The following is a 23114-nucleotide window of genomic DNA, read 5'->3' on the forward strand; positions in this document are numbered from 1 at the left end:
TCATGACACGTTCCGCGCCGACTGCCACCGCGTCGGGCGCGGCGGCGGACCACGTGGGGTGGGTCAGCTGCCCCGACTGCGGGTGGCTGCTCTACCGCAAGCGCCTCGACCGCAACCTGCACGTCTGCCCGGAGTGCGACCACCACCTCCGGCTCAGCGCGCGCGCTCGGATCGTCCTGCTCACCGACCCGGGCAGCTTCACCGAGACGGCGTTCCCGCCGGGCACGACCGACCCGCTCTCCTTCACCGACCTGCGCGACTACCCCGACCGGCTGGCCGACGCCGAGCGCCGCTCCGGCGAGTCGGAGGCCGTCGTGGTCGGCACCGCCCGCATCGGCGGCGCCGAGACGGTCGTCGCGGTCATGGACTTCGCCTTCCTCGGCGGCAGCATGGGCGTCGAGGTCGGCCGGCGGGTGAGCGGCGCCGCGGAACTGGCCCTGCAGCGCGGCCTGCCCCTCGTCACCGTCTGCGCCAGCGGCGGCGCCCGGATGCAGGAGGGCGTCTTCTCGCTCTTCCAGATGGCCCGCGCCAGCGAGGCGTTCGGCCGGCTCCACGAGGCCGGGCTGCTCTCGGTGTGCGTGCTGACCGACCCGACCTACGGCGGGGTGTCGGCCTCCTTCGCCACCCTCGCGTCGGTCCTCGTCGGCGAGCGGGGCGCGCACGTCGGCTTCGCCGGGCCGCGCGTGGTCCAGGAGACCATCCGCGCCGAGCTGCCCGCGGACTTCCAGACCGCCGAGTTCCTCCTCGCGCACGGCCTGGTCGACCGGGTGGAGAACCGGGCCGACCTGCGGCCCCTGCTCGCCCGCCTGCTGGCCCTGCACGGGCCCGGCGTCCCGCCCGGGGAGGCGGAGGACGACGCCGGGGACGACCGGAGCCCGGTGGACGTCGCGGTCGACGACGACCCGTGGGACGTCGTCCAGCGAGCGCGGGTCGTCGAGCGGCCCACCACCCTGGACTACCTGCACACCGCGTTCGACGACTTCGTCGAGCTGCACGGCGACCGGGCCTTCGCCGACGACCCCGCCGTGGTCGGCGGGGTCGCCTCGATCGGCGGCCGCACGGTCGTCGTCATCGGCCAGGAGAAGGGCCACACGGTCCGCGAGCGGATCGCCCGCAACTTCGGGATGCCGCACCCGGAGGGCTACCGCAAGGCGCAGCGGTTGCTCGACCACGCCGAGGCCTTCGGCTTCCCGGTCGTCACCCTCGTCGACACGCCCGGTGCGCACCCCGGACCGGAGGCCGAGGAGCGCGGCCAGTCACACGCGATCGCCGAGATCATCATGCGCAGCAGCCGGCTCCGGGTCCCCGTCGTGTCGGTGGTCACCGGGGAGGGCGGCAGCGGCGGCGCGCTCGCGCTGTGCACCTCCGACCGGCTGCTGGTCCTGCAGAACGCCTACCTGTCCGTGATCAGCCCCGAGGGGTGCGCCGCCATCCTCTGGCGGACGGCGGTGGCCGCACCGACCGCCGCCCGCGCCATGCGCCTGGGCGCGGCGCACCTGCGGGCGTCCGGGATCGCCACCTCGGTGGTGGTCGAGCCGCCCGGTGGCGCCCACACCGACCCCGCCGAGGCAGCCCGCCTGCTGCGCCGCGCGCTCGTCCGCGAACTGGACGACGTCTGCCGGCTCGACGTGGCGACGCTGCTGGACACCCGGTCCCGGCGGCTCGAGCGCATCGGCAGGGACGACCGTCCCCTGCAGCCGGTGGAGGGATGACCGTGTCAGCCAGTGAGTTCCCCCCGCGGACGATCGCGGCGACGCCCGCGACCGGGCCGGACGACGAGGCCCCGGACCTGCACGACGCGGTCCTGGCGCTGGCGCGCAGCCTGCCCGGCGAGCTGCGGAAGCTCACCGTCCGCAACGGCGACCGCGCCATCGAGGTCGAGTGGGCCCCCGAGACCCCGCCGGCCGGGTCCCCCGTCCCTCTGCCCCCGGCGCAGGGGGCCCCCGGCGGCGGCGAGGTCCAGCCGGCCGCACCCGCCGACCCCGCGGTGGAGGTGGCGGCGGCCGTCCGCTCCCCGCTCGTCGGCACCTTCTACGCGGCGCCGTCGCCCGGGGCCGACCCGTTCGTCCGGGTCGGCGACGAGGTCGAGCCGGGCCAGACCGTCGGGATCGTCGAGGCGATGAAGCTGATGAACCCGATCGTCGCCGACGAGGCGGGCGTGGTGGCCGAGGTCCTCGTGGGCGACGCCGAGTCGGTCGAGTACGACCAGGTGATCATGCGGCTGCGGCCTCCGGGACGGTCCCGGTGATCGGCCGCGTGCTCATCGCCAACCGCGGCGAGATCGCCGTCCGGGTCGCCCGGGCCTGCCGCGAGCTGGGCATCGAGGTCGTCGCCGTCTACTCGACCTCCGACCGCAACTCCGCCGTCGTGGACCTGGCCGACGAGGCCGTGCACATCGGGCCGGCCGCGGCCCGGCGCAGCTACCTGAACGTGGCCAACATCGTGGAGGCCGCCCTGCGCACCGGCGCCGACGCCATCCACCCCGGGTACGGCTTCCTCTCCGAGGACCCGGACTTCGCCGAGATCTGCGCGTCGGAGGGGCTGACCTTCATCGGCCCGCCCCCCGCGGTCATGCAGCAGATGGGCAACAAGGCCACCGCCCGACGGCTCATGGCCGAGGCCGGCCTGCCGCTGCTCCCGGGCGTCGTGGAGCCCGTCGGCAGCGTCGACGAGGCCCGGGAGGTCGCCGCCCGGATCGGCTACCCGCTGATCATCAAGGCGGCCGCGGGCGGCGGCGGGCGGGGCATGACCGTCGTCCGCGAGGCCGACGACCTGGCCGACGCCTTCACCGCCACCCGGGCCACCGCCCGCGCGGTGTTCCGCGACCCCGCCGTCTACCTCGAGCGCCACCTGACCGGAGCGCGGCACGTGGAGGTGCAGATCCTCTGCGACACCCACGGCAACGGCGTCTCCCTCGGCGAGCGGGACTGCTCGCTGCAGCGGCGCCACCAGAAGCTGCTCGAGGAGGGGCCGGCCGGCCACCTGACCCCCGAGCAGCGCGCCGAGCTCGGGCGGCTGGCGGTGCACGGCGCCCTCTCGGTCGGCTACACCGGCGCCGGCACCATGGAGTTCCTCGTCGACGGGTCCGGGTCGGCGTACTTCATGGAGATGAACGCCCGGATCCAGGTCGAGCACCCGGTCACCGAGCTGCTCACCGGCGTGGACCTCGTCCGCGAGCAGATCCTGGTCTCGGCCGGCCGGCGGCTGCACCTGCGCCAGTCCGACGTCGTCCCCCGGGGTGCGTCCATCGAGTGCCGCATCAACGCCGAGGACCCGGCCCGCGGCTTCGCCCCCGCACCCGGCCGGCTCGACGTCCTGCAGGTGCCCGACGGGCCGTGGACCCGGTTCGACACCGGCTACCGGCAGGGCGACACGGTGAGCCCGGACTACGACTCGCTGCTGGGCAAGCTCGTCGTCTGGGCCCCCGACCGGGAGCAGGCGATCCGCCGGATGGACCGCGCCCTGGCCGAGCTGCGGGTCGAGGGCCCCGGTGTGCACACCACGATCGCCCTGCACCGGGCCCTGCTGCGCGACCCCGACGTCACCGCCGACCGCCACGACGTGCAGTTCCTTGACCGGCAGCTGCCCGAGGTGCTCGCCCGGGCCGCCGCCATCGCCGACGCACCGACACCCGGGCTGCCCGCCTCCCGCGGCTCCCTCTCCCTCGTCCAGCCCCCGGTCGCAGACGCGCAGCCGGATCCCGCCACCCCACCGGAAGGAACGACACCGTGCCCGACACGACCTTCACTCTCAGCGACCTCATGACCCTGCTCACCGAGAAGGCCGGGCTGCCCGCGTCGTCGCACACGACCGACCCGGACGCCCACTTCGCCGACATCGGCCTGGACTCGCTGGCCTTCCTGTCCATGCAGACCGAGCTGCAGGACCGCTACGGCACCGAGATGCCCGACGACAGCCCGGACAACTACACGCTCGGCCAGATCGTCGAGCGCGTCGACGCCGCCCAGCGCTCGGCCGGGATGGCCTGAGAGAGGACCCCGTCCTCCTCACGCCTCGCACGCTCGGCGCGAGCCTCTGAACGGGCCGGACGCCGCCGTCACAACCCGTCGACATCCCCAGGAGGGAACCTGTGAGCAGCACCCTCGAGCCGGGCACCCGCACCGCCGGGCACACGGACAACTCGATCCTCATCGACGCCCCGATCGACCACGTCTGGGCGATGACCAACGACCTGCCGTCGTGGCCGGACCTGTTCACCGAGTACAGCGAGGTGGAGATCCTCGCCGAGACGGAGAACTGGTTCCGCTTCCGGCTCAAGATGCACCCCGACGAGAGCGGGCGGGTCTGGAGCTGGGTCTCCGAGCGCACGCTCGACGAGGCGGCCCACGAGGTGCGCGCCCGCCGCGTCGAGCCCGGGCCCTTCGAGTTCATGGACATCTACTGGAGCTACGCGCCGGAGGGTTCTGGCACGCGGATGCGCTGGGTGCAGGACTTCCGGATGCGGCCCGAGGCCCCGATCGACACCGAGGGCATGACGCAGCGGATCGACGCGAACAGCAAGGTCCAGATGTCGATCATCAAGGAGAAGGTGGAGGCGGCGGCCGCCCGGTCCGGGGAGCCCGAGAGGTGACGGGCGCCGCCGTCGTCCTCGCCGGGGAGGCCGGCGTCCGGGCCGGCGCGATCGACGCCTGGCTCGGCGACGCGGCGGCCCGCGCGGTGGTCGACGAGGCCTCCGCGGTGGTGGGGCGCGACGTGGCCACGTGGTGGCGCGACCCGCTCAACCTGTCCTGTGACACGACGGCCGCGCACGTCGAGGTCGTGGTCAGCGGGGTCGCTGGCTACCGGAGCCTCACCGCCCGCGGGCTGCGACCGGTCCTGGTCGCCGGGCACGGCGTGGGCGAGTACGCCGCCCTGGTGGCCGCCGGCGCCCTGCCCCTCGACCAGGTCGTGGAGCTGGTCCACTGGCGCGCCGAGCTGCTGTCGCTGTCGCCGCGCCCGTCCTGCGCGGGCATGGCGGCCGTCGTCGGGCCCGGCGCCGGCGAGGTCGCCCGCGCGGTCGTCGCCGAGGTGGGCCGCACCGGGCCGCTGTCCGTGGCGTCGGTCGACGGGCCGGCGCAGGTCCTGCTCGCGGGCGGCTGCGAGGCGCTGGAGCGGGCGCGGGAGGCTGTGGTGGCCGCCGGACTGGACCTCGTCCGGCTGCCGGGGCGCAACGCCTGCCACGGCCCCCTGGTCGCACCGGTCGCCCGGCACCTCGCCGCCGCGCTGGCCGACCTCGAGTGGTCCGCGCCCGAGGTGCCCGTCGTCCCCAACGCCGACGGCCGGCCGACGAGGGACCCCGCACAGCTGGCCCGCTGCCTGCGCACTCACCTGACTTCGCCCATCCAGTGGGAGGCCACCTCCCGCGCGCTGGTCGAGGCGGGGGCGACCGAGGTCGTCGAGGTGGCCGCCGTCCCGGTCCTGGGGCCCCTCATCCGCCAGGTCCACCCCGACCTCCCGGTGCACCTCGCCGCCGGGCCCGGGACACCGCTCCCGACCACACCCCCGGAGCCCGCTCCCGCGGTGCCCGTCCACACCGGAGGAGAGACATGACCACCATCCAGCACCCCCCGTCGGCGAAGGTGCGCTGCGGACCCACCGTCCACCGCGCCGACACGCCCCCCAACCGCCGGCGCGGCGGCGACATCCGCGTCCTGCTGTCGCCGGCCAGCGTTGGCTCCACCGCCGGCTTCATGGGCACCCTCACCCTCGAGCCCGGCGAGGTCGTCACCGAGCACTGGCACCCGTACTCGGAGGAGTTCCTCTACTGCCAGGAGGGCGACGTGCTGGTCACCCTGGACGGCGAGGAGCGGCGGCTGGTCGGCGAGTCCGCCGTGCACATCCCGATCGGGGTCAAGCACCGGATCGTCAACGACTCGGCGACGACGGCGACCTTCGTGTTCCTCTGCGGCCCGCTGGCCCCGCGGCCGGAGCTCGGGCATGTGGACACCGAGGCCGCGCCGGGCGTGCGATGAGCACCGACCGACGGCGCGTCGTCATCACGGGGATCGGGGTGGTCGCGCCCGGGTCCATCGGGCGCGAGGCGTACTGGGACATGATCACCGCGGGTCGGACGGCGACCCGGCGGATCACGTTCTTCGACCCCAGCCGCTTCCGGTCGCAGGTCGCCGCCGAGGTCGACTTCCACCCGCGTGAGCTCGGGCTGAGCGCCCAGGAGGTGCACCGCAACGACCGCTTCGTGCAGTTCGCGATGGTCGCCGCCGACGAGGCGGTCGCCGACAGCGGGCTGCGCCTGGGTGTCGGCGACGCGACGGACGCACCGGAGCCCGAGCGGGTCGGGGTCACCCTCGGCAGCGCCGTCGGCGCGACCATGCGGCTGGAGGACGAGTACGTCAACGTCAGCGACGCGGGCCGGCACTGGCTGGTCGACCCGCGCTACGGCTCGCGGTTCCTGCACCAGGCCCTCGTGCCCAGCTGCGGGGCCACCGAGCTGGCGGTGCGCTTCCGGGCGCAGGGCCCGGCGACGGTGGTCTCCACCGGCTGCACGTCGGGCATCGACGCGATCGGGTACGGCAGCCAGCTCATCGAGGACGGCGACGCCGACGTCGTGATCGCCGGCGCCAGCGACGCGCCGATCTCGCCGATCTCGATGGCCTGCTTCGACACCATCCGGGCGACGACGGACAACAACGCCGACCCCGAGCACGCCTCCAAGCCCTTCGACGCCCGCCGGAACGGCTTCGTGATGGGCGAGGGCGCAGCGGTGATGGTGCTCGAGGAGCTGGAGCACGCCCAGCGGCGCGGTGCGGAGATCTACTGCGAGGTCACCGGCTACGCCAACCGCTGCAACGCCTTCCACATGACCGGGCTGCGGCCCGACGGCGTGGAGATGGCCGAGGCCCTCGACCAGGCGCTGGCCCAGGGGCGGATCGACGGCGACGAGGTCGGCTACGTCAACGCGCACGGCTCGGGGACCAAGCAGAACGACCGGCACGAGACCGCCGCGGTCAAGCTGAGTCTCGGCCAGGCCGCCTACAAGGTCCCGATGAGCTCGCTGAAGTCGATGGTCGGGCACTCCCTCGGCGCGATCGGCTCCATCGAGATCGCCGCCACCGCGCTGGCCGTGCAGCGCCAGGTCGTCCCGCCGACGGCCAACTACGAGGTACCCGACCCCGAGTGCGACCTGGACTACGTGCCCAAGACCGCCCGGGACCACAAGGTCGACGTCGCCGTCTCGGTGGGCAGCGGGTTCGGCGGTTTCCAGTCGGCGATCGTGCTGGCCAAGCCGGACCGGAGGGCATCGTGACCGAGCTCGCGAGTTCGCGCAGCGACGAGGTGACCGAGCCGACCGTCCTGAGCGAGGAGGGGGTCGTCACCGAGGTGGCCGGCCCCGCCCGCGAGACCGCCCCGACGGGCCGGGCGATCACCGCTCCCCCGCGGGGGACCACCCGCCTGCTGGTCACCGGCATCGGCGTCGTCGCACCCAGCGGCGTCGGCGTCGAGGAGCACTGGCAGTCCCTGGTGCGCGGCGAGCTCCGGGTGGGCCCGATCGAGGGCTTCGACCCGTCCCGGTACGGCGTCACGCTGGCCGGGCAGGTGCGCGACTTCGACCCCGACCGGTTCGTCGTCCCGCAGCTCAAGGTGCAGACCGACCGCTGGACGTGGATGTCCCTGGCGGCGGCCACGCTGGCCGCCGAGGACGCCGGCTACGTGCCGCCCGAGGAGGCCTACGCGACCTCGGTCTTCCTGGCGGCCGGCTCGGGGGGCAACGAGTTCAGCCAGCACGAGATCCAGGGGCTGTGGGCGAAGGGCCCCCGATCGGTCGGCGCCTACCAGTCGATCGCCTGGTTCTACGCGGCCAGCACCGGCCAGGTCTCGATCCGCGACGGGTACAAGGGCCCCTCGGGGGTCGTCGTCAGCGAGGGCGCGGGCGGGCTGGACAGCTTCGGCTGGGCGCGGCGCGTGGTGCGCCGCGGCACCCCGGCCGTGCTCGTGGGCGGCACCGAGGCCGGCGTGACCCCGTACGCGCTGCTGTGTCAGGTGACCAGCGGGCGGCTGTCCACCGCCGCCCGACCCGGGGACGCCTACAAGCCCTTCGACCGGCGGGCCAACGGGCACGTCATCGGCGAGGGCGGCGCGATCCTGCTGGTCGAGGAGGCCGACGCCGCACGGGCCCGGGATGCGCGGCACGTGTGGGGCGAGGTGGTCGGCTACGGCGCCACGCACGACGCCCACCACCACGAGGACCCGGCTCCCGACGCCACGCAGTACGCGCGGGCCATCCGGATCTCGCTCGCCGACGCCGGCGTGACGCCGGAGGACGTGGACCTGGTGGTCGCCGACGGCGCGGGCGTCCCCGAGCTCGACGCGCTGGAGGCCCAGGCGATCACCGCGGTGTTCGGGGAACGCGGCGTGCCGGTGACGGCGCCGTCGAGCTGGACCGGGCGGCTCATGGCCGGTGGGTCGGCGCTCAACGTGGCGACCGCCCTCCTGGCGATGCGCGACGGGCTGGTGCCCGCGACCGGCAACGTCGACGAGCCGGTGGCGGAGTACGGGCTGGACCTGGTGCGCGAGAACCGGGAGTCCGACCTCGACGTCGTCGTCGTGCTGGCCCGGGGCTTCGGCGGCTTCAACAGCAGCCTCGTGCTGCGCCGGTACCGCGAGGAGACGCCGTGACGACCGGTACCGGGGCCCAGGCCGCGGTGCGCACGATGCTCCGGATGCGCACCCGCGAGGGCTGCGAGGCGGAGTTCGAGGCCGCCTGGCGTCGGGCTGCCGCCGAGATCAGCCGGGTCCCCGGCAACCTGCGCCAGGAGCTGATCCGCGACGCCGACGACCCCCGCACCTTCCTCATCACCAGCGACTGGACCGACCGGGCCGCGGTCGACGAGTTCGGTCGCAGCAGCGCCCGCGAGACGCTCACCGAGGCGTTGCGCGACCTGCGCGAGGACGCGTCCCGCAACACCTACGAGGTGCTGGCCACCGTCCCGGGCGAGCAGGGGACGGCATGACGGCGGCACCCCAGGACGGTGGCAGGGCGGCCGTGCGGACCCTCCTGCGGATGCGCGCGCGGGAGGGCTGCGAGGCGGAGTTCGAGGCGGCCTGGCACCGGGCTGCCGCGGAGATCAGCCGGGTGCCCGGCAACCTGCGCCAGGAGCTGATGCGCGACGAGGGCGACCCGCGCTGGTTCGCCATCGTCAGCGACTGGACCGACCGGGCGTCGGTGGACGCCTTCGGGCGCAGTGCCGCCCGGGAGACGCTCACCGAGGCGTTGCGCGACCTGCGTGAGGACGCCACCCGCTCGACCTTCACCGTGCTGGCGACGGTGGCGGCCGAGCGCCGGCGGCCGGTGCGCATCGACTTCTCCACCAGCGTCAAGCCGGGCGAGCAGGTGGCCTTCGAGCGCGCGTACACGACGGTCACCCAGCGGATCGGGGACTCCCGTGGGTACGTGCGCGAGGAGCTGCTGCGCGACGCCAGCGGCCTGCGCTACCACATCTTCGCGGAGTGGGAGTCCGAGGACGACTTCGTGCAGTGGGTGGAGGACCCCTCCCACATGGACGCCGGCGCACCGCTGGCCCGGTGGCACTCGGTCGAGTTCCGGCGTGAGGTGCTGGAGATCCGCCAGCGGCCCGACGCGGACACCGACTTCCCACCGCTGCTCTCGCCCGGCGGGGACGTCGAGGTGGAGCGGGTGCGCGTCGACACCGCGGTCGCCGTCGAGCCCTGGGAGCAGGAGGCCTTCGAGCTCGCCTACCTCGCCGCCGCGCAACTGGCCCGCAGCGCCCCCGGCCACGCCCGCGAGGAGCTGCTGCGCGAGCCCGACGGGCGGCGCTACCACGTCGTCGCCGAGTGGGACTCCGAGCAGCGCTTCACCGACTGGGCGGCCGAGCCGGCGAACTGGTCCGCCGGGCCGCTGGGCCGGTGGCTGGCGAGGGGCGAGGACCGCAGGGTCTTCGCGCTGCGCGTGCGGCCGGTGCCGCCGTCGGTCGAGGCCGAGGCCGGGGTCGCGACGCCGCCCGAGCCCGCGCAGCAGCCGGCCGCCGTCGACGCCGTCGTCCCCGGCGGCGTCCCCGTGGCGCCGGAACCGGACCTGGAGGTGGTGGCCGGGCAGCCGGTGCAGCTGTCGGCCAACACCGAGCCGGCCCTCGCCACCGCGCTCCCCACGAGCACGGTGCCGAGCGCCAGCGTGCAGGAGTTCGTGGAGAAGCCGGACGACGGGCACGCACCCGCCGCGGCGGCGCTGCTGCCGGCCCCGTCCGACCTCGCGGAGTCCCGCACTGCCGGGCGGGCGGTCGAGGTGCTCGTCGTCGGCGCCGGCCCGGCCGGCCTGACCCACGCCATCGAGCTGGCCCGCCGGGGCATCGCCGTCCGCGTCGTGGACAAGCGCCCCCAGGCGTCCACGCAGGCGGACAAGGCGATCGGCATCCACTGCCGGACGATGGAGATCTGGGAGGACCAGGGCATCGTCACCGAGGCCATGGACGCCGGGATCTGGCTGTACGGCCAGACGGTGTTCGTCAACGGCGAGCAGACCCACCAGGTCGACTGGGCCGGCCTCGACGAGCTGCCCTACGCCCACCTCGGGCTGCCGCAGTACGACACCGAGCGCATCCTCGGCGCCAAGCTGGCCTCCCTCGGCGTGGTCGTCGAGCGCGGGGTCGAGCTGGTCGGCTTCTCCCAGGACGACGAGGGCGTCACCGCGCAGCTGCGGCACGCCTCCGGCGAGGGGGAGACCACCCGGGCGCAGTACCTGGTCGGCTGCGACGGGGCGCACAGCGCCGTCCGGTCCGGGCTGGGGCTGGCCTTCGAGGGCGGGCTGTCGATGTTCCCGCAGCTGTTCATGCTCGGCGACGTCGACGTCGACTGGGACCTGCCGGCCGGGCACCTGGTGCGCTTCGTGCGCATCGAGAACGACGACGACTTCACCGGGATGCTCGTCTGCGTCCCCCTCAAGGGCCGCAACCGCTACCGGATCGCCACCCTGGCCCCCCAGCGGTGGCAGGAGGCGGTCGGCTCCGGCGTCGTCCCGCCCGGGTTCTGGCAGGAGTACGAGCCGCCGACGCTGGCCGACATGCAGGCGGCGATCGACGACCTGGGCCCGCCCGGGACGACGGCGAGCAACCTGCGCTGGTCGTCGATCTTCCGGATCAAGCACGGCATCGTCGACCGCTACCGCGAGGGGCGGGTCTTCGTCGCCGGCGACGCCGCGCACCTGCACCCGCCGGCCGGCGGGCAGGGGATGAACACCGGCATCCAGGACGCCTGGAACCTCGGCTGGAAGCTCGCCCTCGCCGTCCGGGGGGTGGCCGCGCCCGGACTGCTGGACAGCTACGAGGCCGAGCGCCGTCCCGCCGGGAAGATGATCGTCGACCGGGCCGTGGCCATCGCGTTCACCGACGAGATGGACATGGAGGACGAGAAGGCGCAGTTCCTGCTCGAGATGCAGATGACCATGAACTACGCCGGCAGCCCGCTGGTCGGCGAGACGGCCCCCGGCGGGTTCCCCGCCGGGCCGGAGCCCGGGCACCGCGCGCCGGACGTGCACGGGCTGCGGCGCTTCGGCGTCGCGCACCCGCTGCGGCTGTTCGACCTCACCCGCGGCACCCGCTCCACGCTGCTGCTGTCGGCCGATGCCACCGCGTCGGAGGAGCAGGTGTCGGACCTGGAGAAGCTGGCCGTCGGCGTGCGGCAGCAGACCCGCGGCGAGGTGGGGGCCTACCTGGTCGCCGCGCCCGACGCCCGGGTGCCGCTGCTCGTCGACCTACCCGTCGTCCGCGACGCCGAGGGCACCTTCGCCGCCGCCTACGGCACCGCGGGCGCGGGGACGGCGGCCTACCTGGTCCGCCCCGACGGTCACGTCGGCTTCCGCAGCCGCCCGCTCGACGAGGATGCCCTCCTCGACCACCTGGCCGGGGTCTTCGCGCAGTGACCGGCCCAGCCACCGGCCCGGCAGCGGCGCACCCCCGACCGACCGCACCCGAGATCGCCCCACCCCCGAGGGAGACGACATGACCCAGACCGCACAGCCGGCTCCGGCCGCACCCCCGGACGACGTGGTCCCCGGTCAGGAGATCTACACGCCGGATTTCCGCGCCGACCCCTACCCGGTCTACGCCCGGCTGCGCGCCGAGCGGCCGGTGGTCAAGGTGCGGACGCCGCGCTTCGACTCCTTCCTGGTCACCCGCTACGAGGACGCCCGGTCGGCGCTGTCGGACCCGCGGCTGTCCAAGGACCTGTACCGCGCCGGGGACACCTACCTCGCGGTGTTCGGCGAGAAGGCGCGGCAGATCAACACCAACATGCTCAACTCCGACCCGCCCGAGCACACCCGGCTGCGCCGCCTGGTGACGCAGGCGTTCACGCCGCGGCGGATCGAGGCGATGCGCCCCCGGGTCGAGGAGATCGTCGAGGGGCTGCTCGACCGGATGGCGCCGAAGGGGGAGACCGAGTTCGTCGACGAGTTCGCCCTGCGGCTGCCGCTGGCGGTGATCGGCCACCTGCTCGGCATCCCCGAGGCCGACCACGAGGAGATCCTGGCCGGCACCCAGGTCATCCGGACGGTCGGCACCGGCGGGCGCAGCCCCCAGGAGGACCGGGCGGCCATCGGGCAGGCGCAGGAACGGCTGCACGCCTACTTCAGCGGCCTGGTCGCGGCCAAGCGCCGGGAGCCCGGCGAGGACCTGGTGAGCGCGCTGATCGCCGCCCGCGACGGGGACGGCCGGCTGTCGGAGGCGGAGCTGGTCTCCACCTGCTTCCTGCTGCTGTTCGCCGGCTACCAGACCACCTCGGACTTCCTCGGCAACGCCGTGGTCGCGCTGCTGACCCACCCCGAGGAGATGCAGCGGCTGCTGGACGACCCGGGCCTGGTGCCCGAGGCCGTGGAGGAGCTGCTGCGCTTCGACGGCTCGGTGCCGGTGTCGAGCTTCCGGTTCGCCACCGAGGACCTGGAGATCGGCGGCGTGCCGATCCCCGAGGGCTCGATCGTCACGATCGTGCTCAGCGCGGCCAACCACGACCCCGCGCTCGTCCCCGACCCGGACGCGCTCGACCTGCGCCGGGGCCAGACGCAGCACATGTCGTTCGGCCACGGCATCCACTACTGCCTGGGCACCGCTCTCGCCCGGCTCGAGGCGACGACCGCCCTGCGGCGGATCCTCGTCCGCCTGCCCGATCTGCGCCTCGACGTCCCCGTCGAGGAGCTGCAGTGGCTCCCGGCCGCCTCGGCCTTCCGTGGGCTGCTCGAGCTGCCGCTCCGCTTCACCCCGTCCCGTGAGAAGAGGACCCCTCTGCCCCCCACCGCTCGCAGGCTCGCGGCGGGGCCCAGCAGAGGGGCCGGCCACAACCTCGCAAAGGAGCACGTCATGACCTTCCGACCGTTCCGCAACGTGATCGTGTGCCACATGGTCCCCGGCAGCGAGGACAAGGTGGGCCCGGTCTTCGACCACTACGACCGGGCCACCCGCCCGCAGGACCTCGGCGTCATCGGCCGCATCCTGCTGTCGCACGAGGACCTCTACCTGCACGTCATCGAGCGCAAGGAGGACCCGGAGGTCTCCGGCCAGCGCCGGGGGCTGCCCGCCTTCCAGGCCATCGCCGAGGCCATCGCGCCGTACGTCACGCCGTACCCGAGCTACTGGGAGAACCCCTCGCACTCCGTGGCCAAGGAGTTCTACCGCTGGCTGCCCGAGGGCGACGTGCCCGAGGACCGCGAGCTGACCGTGATCGTGCAGCGGATGAAGCCCGGCGCCGAGCCCGACATCGCCCGGGTGTTCGCCGAGTCGGACGCGGGCGGCCTGCCCGTCGAGACGGGTGTGACCGGGCGCTGGCTGTACTCGATCGACGACTGCTTCGTGCACCTGCTCGAGCAGGACGTCGAGAAGGCCGCCGCCGTGCGCGCCAACCACGAGTCGCACCGGCCGGCGTTCGCCAAGGTGATGCACGAGCTGAGCCCCTACGTGAGCCCGTACCAGCCGGAGGGCTGGCAGGGTCCGAAGGACTCGGTGGCCACGGTGTTCTACCGCTGGCAGGCCGACGACTGGCAGCCCGAGGGCTGAGGGGCGGGTGCCGACGATGACCCTGCGCGGGATCACCACCCTCATCTACCTGGTCGACGACGTGGCCGCGGCCACCGACTGGTACACCGACCTCCTGGGCTCGGGGCCCTTCTTCACCCGGCCCGGGCCCGGCGGCCGCGTCCAGTACGCCAAGTTCGCCGTCGGCGAGTCGGGAGCCGAGCTCGCCATCGCCGACCGCACCAAGGCCCCGCCCGGCACGGTGGCCGGGCCGGGCGGCGTGATCGTGCACTGGCGGGTCGACGACCTCGACGCCACCCTCGCCCGCCTGCAGGAGATGGGCGCGAAGGAGTACCAGGGGCGCACGCCCCACGGCCCGTTCGTCACCGCGGTCGTGATCGACCCCTTCGACAACCTGCTCGGCCTGCAGGGGGTCGCGGCCAGCCCGCACTACTCCGACGACCGCGACTGCGCCCCGGTCACCACCTGACCGTGGTCGTCGTCCGCCGGCCCGGGACCACCCCGGGCCGGCGGCCACCCCCTGCCCCTCAGGCCTCGGGCAGCAGCGCCCCGACCCGTACGACGCCACCGGCGCGCGCTGCCCTCGGCGTGCGCCCTCCGCAGAGCGCCCAGGAGGACTGCCCGATGCACACGCACGCCCGGACCCCCCGCCGCACCCTGCACCTGCTCACCGCCGCGGGCGCCATGACGGTCGCGCTCACCGCCACCGGCGAGTCGGTCGCCCACGCGGCGTCCGCGAAACAGGACTACAAGGACTACGCGGCGAGCCAGTTCCGGAGCCCCGCCCAGTTCGACTGCCTCGACCTGCTGTGGGAGGCCGAGAGCAACTGGAACCCCACCGCGCAGAACCCGACGAGCACCGCGTACGGCATCGCCCAGTTCCTGGACGCGACCTGGGCCACCACCGGCATCGCCAAGACCTCGGACGCGTACCGGCAGATCGACGCGGGCCTCATCTACATCGACGAGCGCTACGACACCGCCTGCAACGCCTGGGCCTTCCACCAGGCCAACAACTGGTACTGACGCACCGACGACGAGGGCCCCTCCCGGTGGGGGAGGGGCCCTCGTCCTGCACCGGCTTCAGGCGGCGACGGTCTCCATCGCCTCGGCGGTGAGCTGCACCGACCGCAGCCGGCCCTCCACCCCGGGGAACTGGTGGGCGACGATCAGCTCGTCGGCGTCGGCCTCCCGCGCGAAGCCGGTCAGGTACTCGCGCACCTCGGCCGGCGTGCCGACGGCGGTGTGGGTCAGCATCGTGTCGACGTGCCGCCCGGCGCCGCCGTCGAGCAGCAGCTGCGCCTCGTCGTCCGACAGCTGCCTGCCCCGGCCGAACAGGCCGACGGCCAGCGTCCGGCGGACGGCGGCGTACGCGGACTCCGCGGCCTCGCGGGTGTCGGCCGCGACCGCGTTGACCCCGGCGATCACGTACGGGGCGTCGAGGTGCGCCGATGGCTGGAACTCGCGCCGGTAGGCCTCGACGGCGGGCTGGAGCATGGCCGGCGCGAAGTGCGAGGCGAAGGCGTACGGCAGGCCCAGCGCGGCGGCGAGCGTGGCGCCGAACATCGACGAGCCCAGGATGTACAGCGGCACGTTCGAGCCCTTGCCCGGGACGGCGTCGACGCCGGGCACCCGGGTGTCGCCGGTCAGGTAGCCCTGCAGCTCCAGCACGTCCTGCGGGAAGCGGTCGGCCGAGCGCGGGTCGCGGCGCAGCGCGTACATCGTGTTCTGGTCCGAGCCCGGCGCCCGGCCCAGGCCCAGGTCGATGCGGCCCGGGTGGACGGCCTCGAGCGTGCCGAACTGCTCGGCGATCGTCAGCGGCGAGTGGTTCGGCAGCATGACGCCGCCGGCGCCCAGCCGGATGGACGAGGTGTGCGCGCCGACGTGCGCGATCAGCACGCTGGTCGCCGAGGAGGCGATGGTCGGCATGTTGTGGTGCTCGGCGTACCAGACGCGGCGGTAACCGGCCTGCTCCGCGCGCTGGGCCAGCGCGACGCTCGCCGCGATGCTCTCGCCCGGCGTCTGACCCCTGGAGATCGGCGCCAGGTCGAGGACGGACAACGGGATGCTCATGTGCTCCAGACCTCTCACGTGGTGTTGCCATGGGCAACCACCGCCGTCCCGCCGTCCTTCCCCGCTCAGCCGTTGCCGGCGTCCTCGTACTCGGCGCCCAGCGCGCCGGTCTCGACCTCGCCACCCCGGCGGTAGGTGCACAGCAGCACGCCGGTCGGCGTGGCCGCCGACGAGGTCAGCCGCCACGACCGCGGGATCGCGCCGTCGCCGAACAGCCGCTTGCCCTCCCCGAGCACCACCGGCGCCACGACCAGGCGCAGCTCGTCGACCAGGTCGGCGCGCAGCAGGGTCTGCACCAGGCCCGGCGAGCCGTGCACCTGCAGCTCGCCGCCGTCCTGGTCCCGGAGCGCGCGGACGGCCTCGACGACGTCGCCCTCCACGAGCCGAGCGCCGGACCAGCCGAGCGAGGTCAGGGTGCGCGAGGCGACGTGCTTGGTGCGCGTGTTGAGCGCCTCGGCGACCGGGTCGTCCTCCGTCGGCGCCTGGGGCCAGGCTCCGGCGAAGATCTCGTAGGTCCCGCGGCCGAGCAGGAAGTCCTCGACGCCGGCGAACCAGGCGTCCATCTGCGCGCCGAGGGTGTCGTCGAAGAACGGCACCAGCCAGCCGCCGTGCGCGAAGCCGCCGGTGGTGTCCTCGTCCGGGCCGCCGGGAGCCTGCACGACCCCGTCCAGCGTCGTGAACTCGGTGACGACGAGCGGTCGCATGGTGTCCTCCTCGGGTCGGGAGCAGTCCTCGGAGATGGGACGGCGGACCGACGCGCGACTCATCGCTGCCGACGAGTGCGTCACGGAGAGTGACGACGCGGCGGCAGACCCCCAGCCTGGGAGTCACCCAGGCGGGCGTCCGGGGGTGTGGCCCGCGCCGCGCTGCCCTCGACGCTCCAACTGCTCGACGGGGGACGGGCAGGCCGGCCCCTGCGTGCACGACCACGGGGGACGATCGTGAAGCGCACCACCAGCCTGATCACCGCGGGGGCTCTGACCCTCGGCACCACGGCCCTGCTCGGCAGTGTCGATCCCGGGACCGCCTCGGCGTCCGGCTGCGGTGTCACCACGCTCGACATGGTCGGCCTCCAGAGCACCTTCAACGGCGCGCTCAGCGGAGTGGGCGGCGGCGCCACCGCCGAGATGCTCCCGGGTGGCCTGCGCATGACGACCCCCTCGGCCGACGCCGACCCGGACCGGGCCGCCTACGCCGCCTGGTTCGTGGACGGTCTGGACCTCGCGCTCGCCGACGCGACGGCGCAGTCGAACTACGCCGTCGACACCACGCCCGCCGCGGGCCAGCCCATCGACAACCACCCGACGTACGAGCTCTACGTGGACCTCGACGGACCGGCCGCCGCAGGCGAGGACCTCCTCGTGTACTGGGCGCCCGAGGCGGGCGAACCGACCGACGTCTGGGAGAGCATCTTCAGCCCGCTGACCGCGATGGACCCGGATGCCTCCGAGGCCCCCGAGGAGGGGACGCTCGTCGACATCAGCGCCGCCTACCCCGACGCCGTCGTCACGGGCCTGGGCTTCCAGCTCATCGACCAGCCGGGCGCCGACGTCACCGTCCACGGCATGACGTTCGGCTGCAACGAGTTCCGGTTCAGCTCCGGCCCGGGCGGCGGCCCCGGTGGGCCCGGCGGTGACCCGGGCGGCGACCCCGGTGGTGACCCGGACGGCGACCCGGCCAATCAGGCGCCGATCGCCGCCGTCACGGCCACCAGCACCGGCGCGACCTTCGCCTTCTCCGCCGCCGGGTCGACCGACAGCGACGGCGAGATCGCTGGTTTCACGTGGAGCTTCGGTGACGGCTCCGCGCCCGCCGAGGGCGAGGAGGTCGTGCACGAGTACGCCGCCGCCGGCACCTACACCGTCACGCTGACCGTCACCGACGACGACGGCGCCTCGACCACGGCCACCCGCGAGGTCGTCGTCCCCGCGAGCGACGCGGGCGGTCCGACGGACCCGGCGGAGCCGACCGAGTACGGCACCCCTCTCCCCAACACCGGTGCCGACGTCCTGGGCCTGGCCGCGGTCGGCGGGCTGGTCCTGGCCGGCGGTGGCGCCGGGCTGGTCGTGAGCCGTCGCCGCAGGGCCGGCTCCCCGTCCTGACCGTGGCCACCCGCGTCCCGCCCGCCGGCACCCGGCGGGCGGGACGCGCCATCGGACAGGGGGACCGATGATCCGCACGCTCGTCCGCGGGCTCTCCGAGCTCGCGGTCACCGCCGGCGCGGTGCTGCTCCTCTTCGTCGTCTACGAGGTCTGGGTGACCGACCTGTCCAGCGACCAGGCGCAGGACCAGGTCGCCGAGGAGCTCCGCGAGGACTGGACGACCGGAACGCCCGATCCCGAGCCCGATCTCGGCCAGGCCTTCGCCTTCGTGCACGTCCCGCGCTTCGGCGCGGACTGGACCCGCGCCGTGGTCGAGGGGACCGACCCGGACGAGCTCGAGGAGGGCCCCGGCCACTACGTCGGCTCGGCCATGCCCGGGGAGCAGGGGAACTTCGCCCTGGCCGGCCACCGCGTCGGGCGCGGCAGCCCGTTCCTCGCCCTCGACGTCCTCCGGCCCGGTGACCCGGTCGTCGTGGAGACCGTGGACGCCTGGCACGTCTACCGGGTGACGACGACGACCGTCGTCGACCCGAGCGAGAGCAGCGTCGTGGCACCCACCCCCGGCGGGGCGGCGAACGGCGAGCCGACCGGGGCGTTCCTCACCATGACCACCTGCCACCCGAAGTTCTCCACCCGCGAGCGGCTCGTCGTGCACGGGGAGCTGGAGGGCTCGACCAGCAAGACCGCGGCCCCGGACGGCCCCGCGGCCCTCGAGGAGGTCTGAGGCGTGTACTCCTGGATCTGGCGCCACCTGCCCGGCCCCCTCCCGGTACGGGGGACGACGGCGCTCGTGCTCGTCCTCGCCGTGGTGGCGCTGCTGCTGTTCGTCGTCTTCCCGGCGGCCTCCTCCCACCTGGAGTTGTGGACGCCCTCGCTCTGAGGCACGACGGCACGCGACAGCGGGCGGGACAGGGGGCGGGACAGGGGGAACCGGCCCGCCCGCTGTCGTCGGTCAGCGCTGGAGCGACGAGTACAGCGCCGTCTCGAACTCCAGGTAGCCGCCGAAGGAGGTGGCGTCTCCGAAGGGCAGTACCTGCGTCGCCCAGAAGCCGCCGCAGCCGTTCTCCCGGTCGATCCAGTAGAAGAGGTTGCCCAGCCCGGCCCAACCCAGGGCGCCCGCTGGTCGGCCGGTCGGCGCGGGCTCGTCGTCGACCATGAACGGCAGCGACCAGGACTTCGACAGCCCGGGGAAGAACTCCGCGTCGTGGGTCACCGACGGGATCACCCCGGGCAGCATCTTCAGCTTGAGGTCGCCGAGGTGGTTCTGCACGGCCATCTGCACCGTCTCCGGCTGCAGGACGGCGCCGCCCTCCCCGCGGCCGTCGTCGAGCCACATGCGGATGAAACGCATGTAGTCCCCGACCGTGCCGTAGAGCCCCTGGCCGCCCATGTGCACCTCGGGCGGCTGCGGCAGGTCCCAGTCGTCCAGCGGCCTCAGCGACCCGTCGTCGCCCCGGGCGTGCATGGTCGCCCGGCGTCCCTGCAGCCGGGCGTCCGGCTCGAACGTCGTCTCGGTCATCCCGAGCGGCTGGAAGATGCGCGCGGCGAAGACGTCGCCCAGGCGGTCACCGGTGACGCCCTCCACCACCTGGCCGGCCCAGTCGGTGTTGCTGCCGTACTCCCACCGCTCGCCCGGGTCGAACAGCAGCGGGGTCTGCAGGCACGCCTCGGTCGCGGTGAGGACGCTGGGCTGCCCGTGCTCCCTGGTCAGCCGGTTGTAGTGCTCGTTGAAGAAGTTGTATCCGAAGCCGGCGGTGTGGGTGAGCAGGTGCTCGGTGGTGATCTCCCGCTTCGGGTCGCGCAGTCGGGGTGAGCCGTCGTCGTCGAACCCGTCGAGCACCTTCAGCTCGCCGATGGCAGGTGCGTACGTGCGGGCCGGGGCACGAGGTCCAGCCGCCCCTCCTCCACGAGTTGCAGGACGGCCGTGGCGGCCACGGCCTTGGTGGTGGAGAACAGGGCGAAGACCGTGTCGGTCGTCATGGGCACGTCCCCGCCGATGCGGCGGGTGCCGGCCGCCCCCTCGTAGACGTTGCCCTCCCGGTCGGTGGCCATGGCGACCACGCCCACGACCGGCGCGTCGGCTCAGACCGAGCGCTCGAGGATGGCATCGGCCTCGTGGCGGAAGGTCTGTGCGACCTGCGTCGTCTGCGACATCGCAGTCTCCTCGTGGGTGGGACGGTGCCGGCGATCCGGCACACCACAGGCTGTCAGCGGAACTCGGAGCCCGGGAGCGGCCACCTCGTCGCACGTCCCCCGATGGGGCCGACGCCGTCCGGTCGTGGTGAGCCGGTCAGGCGGCCAGCGCGGGCTCGCGGTCGCCGGCGGCCACGAGGGCGGCGTAGCGGCCGCCGCGGGCGACCAGCTCGTCGTGCGTGCCGCTCTCCGCGACCCGGCCGGCGTCGAGGACGGCGATCCGGTCGGCGTGCCGCACGGTGGAGAGCCGGTGGGCGATGGTGATCGTCGTCCGACCGCGGCTGGCCTCGTCGAGCGCGGCCTGCACAGCCCGCTCGGTGCCGGTGTCCAGCGCGCTGGTGGCCTCGTCGAGCACCAGCACGCGCGGGTCGCGCAGCAGCGTCCGGGCGATCGCCAGCCGCTGCTTCTCCCCGCCGGAGAAGCGGTGCCCGCGGGCGCCGACGACGGTGTCGTAGCCGTCGGGCAGCGCGACGACGGCCGCATGGATCTGGGCGCGGCGGGCGGCGTCCTCGATCTCGGCGTCCGTCGCGTCGGGCCGGGCGTGCCGCAGGTTCTCCCGCACGGTCGTGTGCAGCAGGTAGGTCTCCTGTGCGACGACCCCGACCACCCGCGACAGCGTGGCCAGCGAGAGGTCGCGCAGGTCGACGCCGTCGATCGTCACCCGGCCGGCGGTGGGGTCGGCCAGCCGGGCGACCAGCGAGGCCAGCGTGCTCTTGCCCGACCCGGTCTCCCCCACCAGCGCCAGCGACGTCCCGGCGGGGACGGTCAGGTCCACGTCGGCCAGCGCCGGCCGGTGCCCGTCGGGATAGGTGAACGAGACGCCCTCCAGCGCCACGTCGCCGCGCACGCGGGCCGGGTCCAGCGGCACCGGGTCGGCCGGGTCGTCGACCTCCACCGGCAGGTCGACGTACTCGAACACCCGGCTGAACAGCGCCATCGAGGCGGTCACCTGCACGCCGACGTCCAGCAGGCCCATGAGTGGGCGGAACAGCGTGCCCTGCAGTGCGGTGAAGGCGACCAGCGTGCCGATCGTCATCCCACCGGAGGTCGCCGGCAGGCCCGCGGCCAGGTAGATCAGCGCCGGGATGCCGGCGAAGACGATGCTCATCGTGGCCATCCGCCACCGCCCGGCCAGCTGCGCCCGGACCTCGAGGCCGACGAGGTCCGCGGAGGTCTCGGCGAAGCGCCGGGACTGGGCGGGGCCGGCCCCCAGGGTCTTGCCGAGCAGCACGCCGCTGACGCTGAGCCCCTCCTCGACCTGGGCGTGCAGGTCGGCGAGGTGGCGCTGGCGCTGGGCGGTGACCGTTCGGCGCATCCGCGCGACCTTGCGGGTGAGCACCACCGCCGGCGGCAGGACGAGCAACGACAGCAGCGACAGCCGCCACGACAGCGCGACCATGGCGACGATCGTGCCGACGACGGTTGTCGCGTTGGACGCCAGGGACGTCGCCGTCGAGGTCACCACCGACTGCATGCCGGAGATGTCGTGGGTCAGCCGCGACTGCACCTCGCCGCCGCGCGTGCGGGTGAAGAAGCCCAGCGACTGGCGCTGCAGGTGGCTGAACACCGAGGTCCGCAGGCCGTGCATGACCCGTTGCCCGACCGTCGTCGACAGCCAGGTCTGCACCACGCCGAGGACGGCGGTGGTGGCGGCGACGGCGAGCATGCCGAGGACCGCCCAGACCAGCAGCCGCACGTCCTGCCGCGGCAGCGCCTCGTCGATGACGAGCTTGACGAGGAACGGCGTCGCCAGCGCCACCAGGGACGAGGCGACGATGAGCACCACGACCGTGGCGACCTGCCAGCGGAACGGTGCGAACAGCGCGGTCACCCGGCGCAGCGGCACCGGGTTGCGCTCGAGTTGGGCCCGGTCGGCCGGGTCGAGGGTGCGTCCGCCGCCCCTGCCCTGCGCTCTCGAGTCGTCGATGGCGACCACCTCCCGTGTCCGATGCTGAGGTTACCTCACCATGAGGCAACCACGCGATCAACGGTAGGGTTTCCGCATGCCGGACGACGACGCCGAGGTGCTGGGCGAGCTGCTCGTGCGGGTCACCCGCGGGCAGCGCCGACGGTGGCGCGAGGCGCTGACGCCCTGGGACCTCTCCCCCCACCACGTCCGCGCCCTGCGGGTGGTCACCGATCGGTCCGGCACCCGTCTCTCGGAGCTGGCCGAGGCGCTGCACATCGCGCCGCGCTCGGCCACCGAGGTCGCCGACGCGCTGCAGGCCCGCGGGCTGGTCGAGCGGACGTCCGACCCCACCGACCGGCGGGCCGTGGTGCTCACGCCCACCGAGGAGGGACGGCGGGTGCAGGCCGAGATCGCCGCCGCCCGTGCCGCCGACAACCGCGACCTGTTCGCCCGGCTGGACGCCGACGACCGCGCCACCCTGGCCCGGATCCTGCGCACCCTCGCCGAGTGAGTCGATGCGGGGCACCGCGCGCTCCGGCGCCGCCGCAACTGCTGGGCCAGCCGCACTCGCGGGGTGACGGAGGCGGTCATCCGAACTCGCAGTGACCAGACCGTGGCCCCCTGCAGACCGGGTGGAGAACTCCTGGTCGGCGGCCGAGAACTGTCGTACCTCGTACGTGTTCGGTCCATGCCGCAGCTCACCGGTCAGGTCTCGCCCATGGCGAGGTCAACGGGCTGCCGATGACCGCCGCGCACGTGCGCGAGCTGCTGACCCGCCTCGGCGCGCTGGGGCTGCGCGCGCCCGAGGGCGGCTCGCTGACCCTGGCGCTCACCGCCGCCGAC

Annotated in this window: 23 protein-coding genes; 18 read left to right on the forward strand and 5 right to left on the reverse strand. The window is 74.2% G+C overall.

Annotated features, from left to right (window positions below):
- Positions 1-2 precede the first annotated feature (2 nt).
- The 14 genes from accA (at position 3) to ACWIX7_RS12130 (ending at position 15020) form a co-directional block, all read left to right on the forward strand.
- Positions 3-1712: an acetyl-CoA carboxylase carboxyl transferase subunit alpha gene (accA, locus tag ACWIX7_RS12065; RefSeq protein WP_448621769.1), complete on the forward strand. Its 1710-nt coding sequence runs from the start codon at positions 3-5 to the stop codon at positions 1710-1712.
- A complete protein-coding gene (gene accB / locus ACWIX7_RS12070) occupies positions 1709-2248 on the forward strand; it encodes an acetyl-CoA carboxylase biotin carboxyl carrier protein (protein WP_448621770.1) in 540 nt (179 codons plus the stop codon). The genes accA and accB overlap by 4 nt, the downstream gene beginning before the upstream one ends.
- Positions 2245-3765: an acetyl-CoA carboxylase biotin carboxylase subunit gene (locus tag ACWIX7_RS12075; RefSeq protein ID WP_448621771.1), complete on the forward strand. Its 1521-nt coding sequence runs from the start codon at positions 2245-2247 to the stop codon at positions 3763-3765. Before accB ends, ACWIX7_RS12075 begins: the two co-directional genes overlap by 4 nt.
- A complete protein-coding gene (locus ACWIX7_RS12080; RefSeq protein WP_448621772.1) occupies positions 3729-3989 on the forward strand; it encodes an acyl carrier protein in 261 nt (86 codons plus the stop codon). The genes ACWIX7_RS12075 and ACWIX7_RS12080 overlap by 37 nt, the downstream gene beginning before the upstream one ends.
- Positions 3990-4090: 101 nt before the next feature.
- The gene (locus ACWIX7_RS12085) at positions 4091-4591 is read left to right on the forward strand and encodes an SRPBCC family protein (protein ID WP_448621773.1); all 501 of its coding nucleotides are present in this window, start codon (positions 4091-4093) and stop codon (positions 4589-4591) included.
- The gene (locus ACWIX7_RS12090) at positions 4588-5550 is read left to right on the forward strand and encodes an ACP S-malonyltransferase (protein ID WP_448621774.1); all 963 of its coding nucleotides are present in this window, start codon (positions 4588-4590) and stop codon (positions 5548-5550) included. The genes ACWIX7_RS12085 and ACWIX7_RS12090 overlap by 4 nt, the downstream gene beginning before the upstream one ends.
- Positions 5547-5972, forward strand: a complete 426-nt coding sequence (locus tag ACWIX7_RS12095) for a cupin domain-containing protein (protein WP_448621775.1) — start codon at positions 5547-5549, stop codon at positions 5970-5972. The genes ACWIX7_RS12090 and ACWIX7_RS12095 overlap by 4 nt, the downstream gene beginning before the upstream one ends.
- The gene (locus ACWIX7_RS12100) at positions 5969-7264 is read left to right on the forward strand and encodes a beta-ketoacyl-[acyl-carrier-protein] synthase family protein (RefSeq protein ID WP_448621776.1); all 1296 of its coding nucleotides are present in this window, start codon (positions 5969-5971) and stop codon (positions 7262-7264) included. Before ACWIX7_RS12095 ends, ACWIX7_RS12100 begins: the two co-directional genes overlap by 4 nt.
- Positions 7261-8634 carry a beta-ketoacyl synthase N-terminal-like domain-containing protein gene (locus ACWIX7_RS12105; protein ID WP_448621777.1) on the forward strand — a complete coding sequence of 458 codons (1374 nt, stop codon included), beginning with the start codon at positions 7261-7263 and terminating at the stop codon, positions 8632-8634. Before ACWIX7_RS12100 ends, ACWIX7_RS12105 begins: the two co-directional genes overlap by 4 nt.
- Positions 8631-8969: an antibiotic biosynthesis monooxygenase family protein gene (locus tag ACWIX7_RS12110; protein WP_448621778.1), complete on the forward strand. Its 339-nt coding sequence runs from the start codon at positions 8631-8633 to the stop codon at positions 8967-8969. The genes ACWIX7_RS12105 and ACWIX7_RS12110 overlap by 4 nt, the downstream gene beginning before the upstream one ends.
- 50 nt (positions 8970-9019) lie before the next feature.
- Positions 9020-11890: an FAD-dependent monooxygenase gene (locus tag ACWIX7_RS12115; protein ID WP_448621779.1), complete on the forward strand. Its 2871-nt coding sequence runs from the start codon at positions 9020-9022 to the stop codon at positions 11888-11890.
- Positions 11891-11969: 79 nt separating this feature from the next.
- Positions 11970-14015 (forward strand): TcmI family type II polyketide cyclase, encoded by a 2046-nt coding sequence (locus ACWIX7_RS12120; protein WP_448621780.1) that lies wholly within the window; start codon positions 11970-11972, stop codon positions 14013-14015.
- Between the two features lie 16 nt (positions 14016-14031).
- A complete protein-coding gene (locus tag ACWIX7_RS12125; RefSeq protein ID WP_448621781.1) occupies positions 14032-14463 on the forward strand; it encodes a VOC family protein in 432 nt (143 codons plus the stop codon).
- Between the two features lie 155 nt (positions 14464-14618).
- Positions 14619-15020 (forward strand): aggregation-promoting factor C-terminal-like domain-containing protein, encoded by a 402-nt coding sequence (locus ACWIX7_RS12130; protein WP_448621782.1) that lies wholly within the window; start codon positions 14619-14621, stop codon positions 15018-15020.
- Between the two features lie 57 nt (positions 15021-15077).
- Here the strand turns inward: ACWIX7_RS12130 and ACWIX7_RS12135 are convergent, their stop codons facing one another.
- Both ACWIX7_RS12135 and ACWIX7_RS12140 read right to left on the reverse strand, forming a co-directional pair.
- Positions 15078-16067 carry an LLM class flavin-dependent oxidoreductase gene (locus tag ACWIX7_RS12135; RefSeq protein ID WP_448621783.1) on the reverse strand — a complete coding sequence of 330 codons (990 nt, stop codon included), beginning with the start codon at positions 16065-16067 and terminating at the stop codon, positions 15078-15080.
- Positions 16068-16132: 65 nt separating this feature from the next.
- Positions 16133-16771, reverse strand: a complete 639-nt coding sequence (locus ACWIX7_RS12140) for a dihydrofolate reductase family protein (protein ID WP_448621784.1) — start codon at positions 16769-16771, stop codon at positions 16133-16135.
- A 237-nt stretch (positions 16772-17008) separates the two neighbouring features.
- On the opposite strand from ACWIX7_RS12140, the gene ACWIX7_RS12145 reads away from it, so the two are divergent.
- From ACWIX7_RS12145 to ACWIX7_RS12155, 3 genes are all read left to right on the forward strand, one after another.
- Positions 17009-18169 carry a PKD domain-containing protein gene (locus ACWIX7_RS12145; RefSeq protein ID WP_448621785.1) on the forward strand — a complete coding sequence of 387 codons (1161 nt, stop codon included), beginning with the start codon at positions 17009-17011 and terminating at the stop codon, positions 18167-18169.
- A 67-nt stretch (positions 18170-18236) separates the two neighbouring features.
- Positions 18237-18893 carry a class E sortase gene (locus tag ACWIX7_RS12150; RefSeq protein ID WP_448621786.1) on the forward strand — a complete coding sequence of 219 codons (657 nt, stop codon included), beginning with the start codon at positions 18237-18239 and terminating at the stop codon, positions 18891-18893.
- A 3-nt stretch (positions 18894-18896) separates the two neighbouring features.
- Complete coding sequence (locus tag ACWIX7_RS12155) at positions 18897-19049, forward strand: hypothetical protein (protein ID WP_448621787.1); 153 nt, start codon at positions 18897-18899, stop codon at positions 19047-19049.
- A 72-nt stretch (positions 19050-19121) separates the two neighbouring features.
- Here the strand turns inward: ACWIX7_RS12155 and ACWIX7_RS12160 are convergent, their stop codons facing one another.
- From ACWIX7_RS12160 to ACWIX7_RS12170, 3 genes are all read right to left on the reverse strand, one after another.
- Complete coding sequence (locus ACWIX7_RS12160; RefSeq protein ID WP_448621788.1) at positions 19122-20009, reverse strand: serine hydrolase domain-containing protein; 888 nt, start codon at positions 20007-20009, stop codon at positions 19122-19124.
- Positions 20010-20011: 2 nt separating this feature from the next.
- Positions 20012-20236, reverse strand: coding sequence for a serine hydrolase (locus ACWIX7_RS12165; RefSeq protein WP_448621789.1), 225 nt, complete (start codon positions 20234-20236; stop codon positions 20012-20014).
- A 223-nt stretch (positions 20237-20459) separates the two neighbouring features.
- On the reverse strand, positions 20460-22298 hold the full coding sequence (locus ACWIX7_RS12170) for an ABC transporter ATP-binding protein (protein WP_448621790.1): 1839 nt from the start codon (positions 22296-22298) through the stop codon (positions 20460-20462).
- Positions 22299-22365: 67 nt separating this feature from the next.
- Here ACWIX7_RS12170 and ACWIX7_RS12175 point away from each other — a divergent pair, with 67 nt between their 5' ends.
- Positions 22366-22782, forward strand: coding sequence for a MarR family winged helix-turn-helix transcriptional regulator (locus tag ACWIX7_RS12175; protein ID WP_448621791.1), 417 nt, complete (start codon positions 22366-22368; stop codon positions 22780-22782).
- Positions 22783-23114: the final 332 nt, after the last annotated feature.

The organism is Geodermatophilus sp. URMC 65, from assembly GCF_053502545.1.

Coding starts and splice junctions, on each gene's coding strand:
- ACWIX7_RS12100 (WP_448621776.1), top strand. CDS start 5,969: ATGAGCACCGACCGACGGCGCGTCGTCATCACGGGGATCGGGGTGGTC.
- ACWIX7_RS12175 (WP_448621791.1), top strand. CDS start 22,366: ATGCCGGACGACGACGCCGAGGTGCTGGGCGAGCTGCTCGTGCGGGTC.
- accB (WP_448621770.1), top strand. CDS start 1,709: ATGACCGTGTCAGCCAGTGAGTTCCCCCCGCGGACGATCGCGGCGACG.
- ACWIX7_RS12150 (WP_448621786.1), top strand. CDS start 18,237: ATGATCCGCACGCTCGTCCGCGGGCTCTCCGAGCTCGCGGTCACCGCC.
- ACWIX7_RS12095 (WP_448621775.1), top strand. CDS start 5,547: ATGACCACCATCCAGCACCCCCCGTCGGCGAAGGTGCGCTGCGGACCC.
- ACWIX7_RS12135 (WP_448621783.1), bottom strand. CDS start 16,067: ATGAGCATCCCGTTGTCCGTCCTCGACCTGGCGCCGATCTCCAGGGGT.
- ACWIX7_RS12130 (WP_448621782.1), top strand. CDS start 14,619: ATGCACACGCACGCCCGGACCCCCCGCCGCACCCTGCACCTGCTCACC.
- accA (WP_448621769.1), top strand. CDS start 3: ATGACACGTTCCGCGCCGACTGCCACCGCGTCGGGCGCGGCGGCGGAC.
- ACWIX7_RS12120 (WP_448621780.1), top strand. CDS start 11,970: ATGACCCAGACCGCACAGCCGGCTCCGGCCGCACCCCCGGACGACGTG.
- ACWIX7_RS12115 (WP_448621779.1), top strand. CDS start 9,020: ATGCGCGCGCGGGAGGGCTGCGAGGCGGAGTTCGAGGCGGCCTGGCAC.
- ACWIX7_RS12140 (WP_448621784.1), bottom strand. CDS start 16,771: ATGCGACCGCTCGTCGTCACCGAGTTCACGACGCTGGACGGGGTCGTG.
- ACWIX7_RS12125 (WP_448621781.1), top strand. CDS start 14,032: ATGACCCTGCGCGGGATCACCACCCTCATCTACCTGGTCGACGACGTG.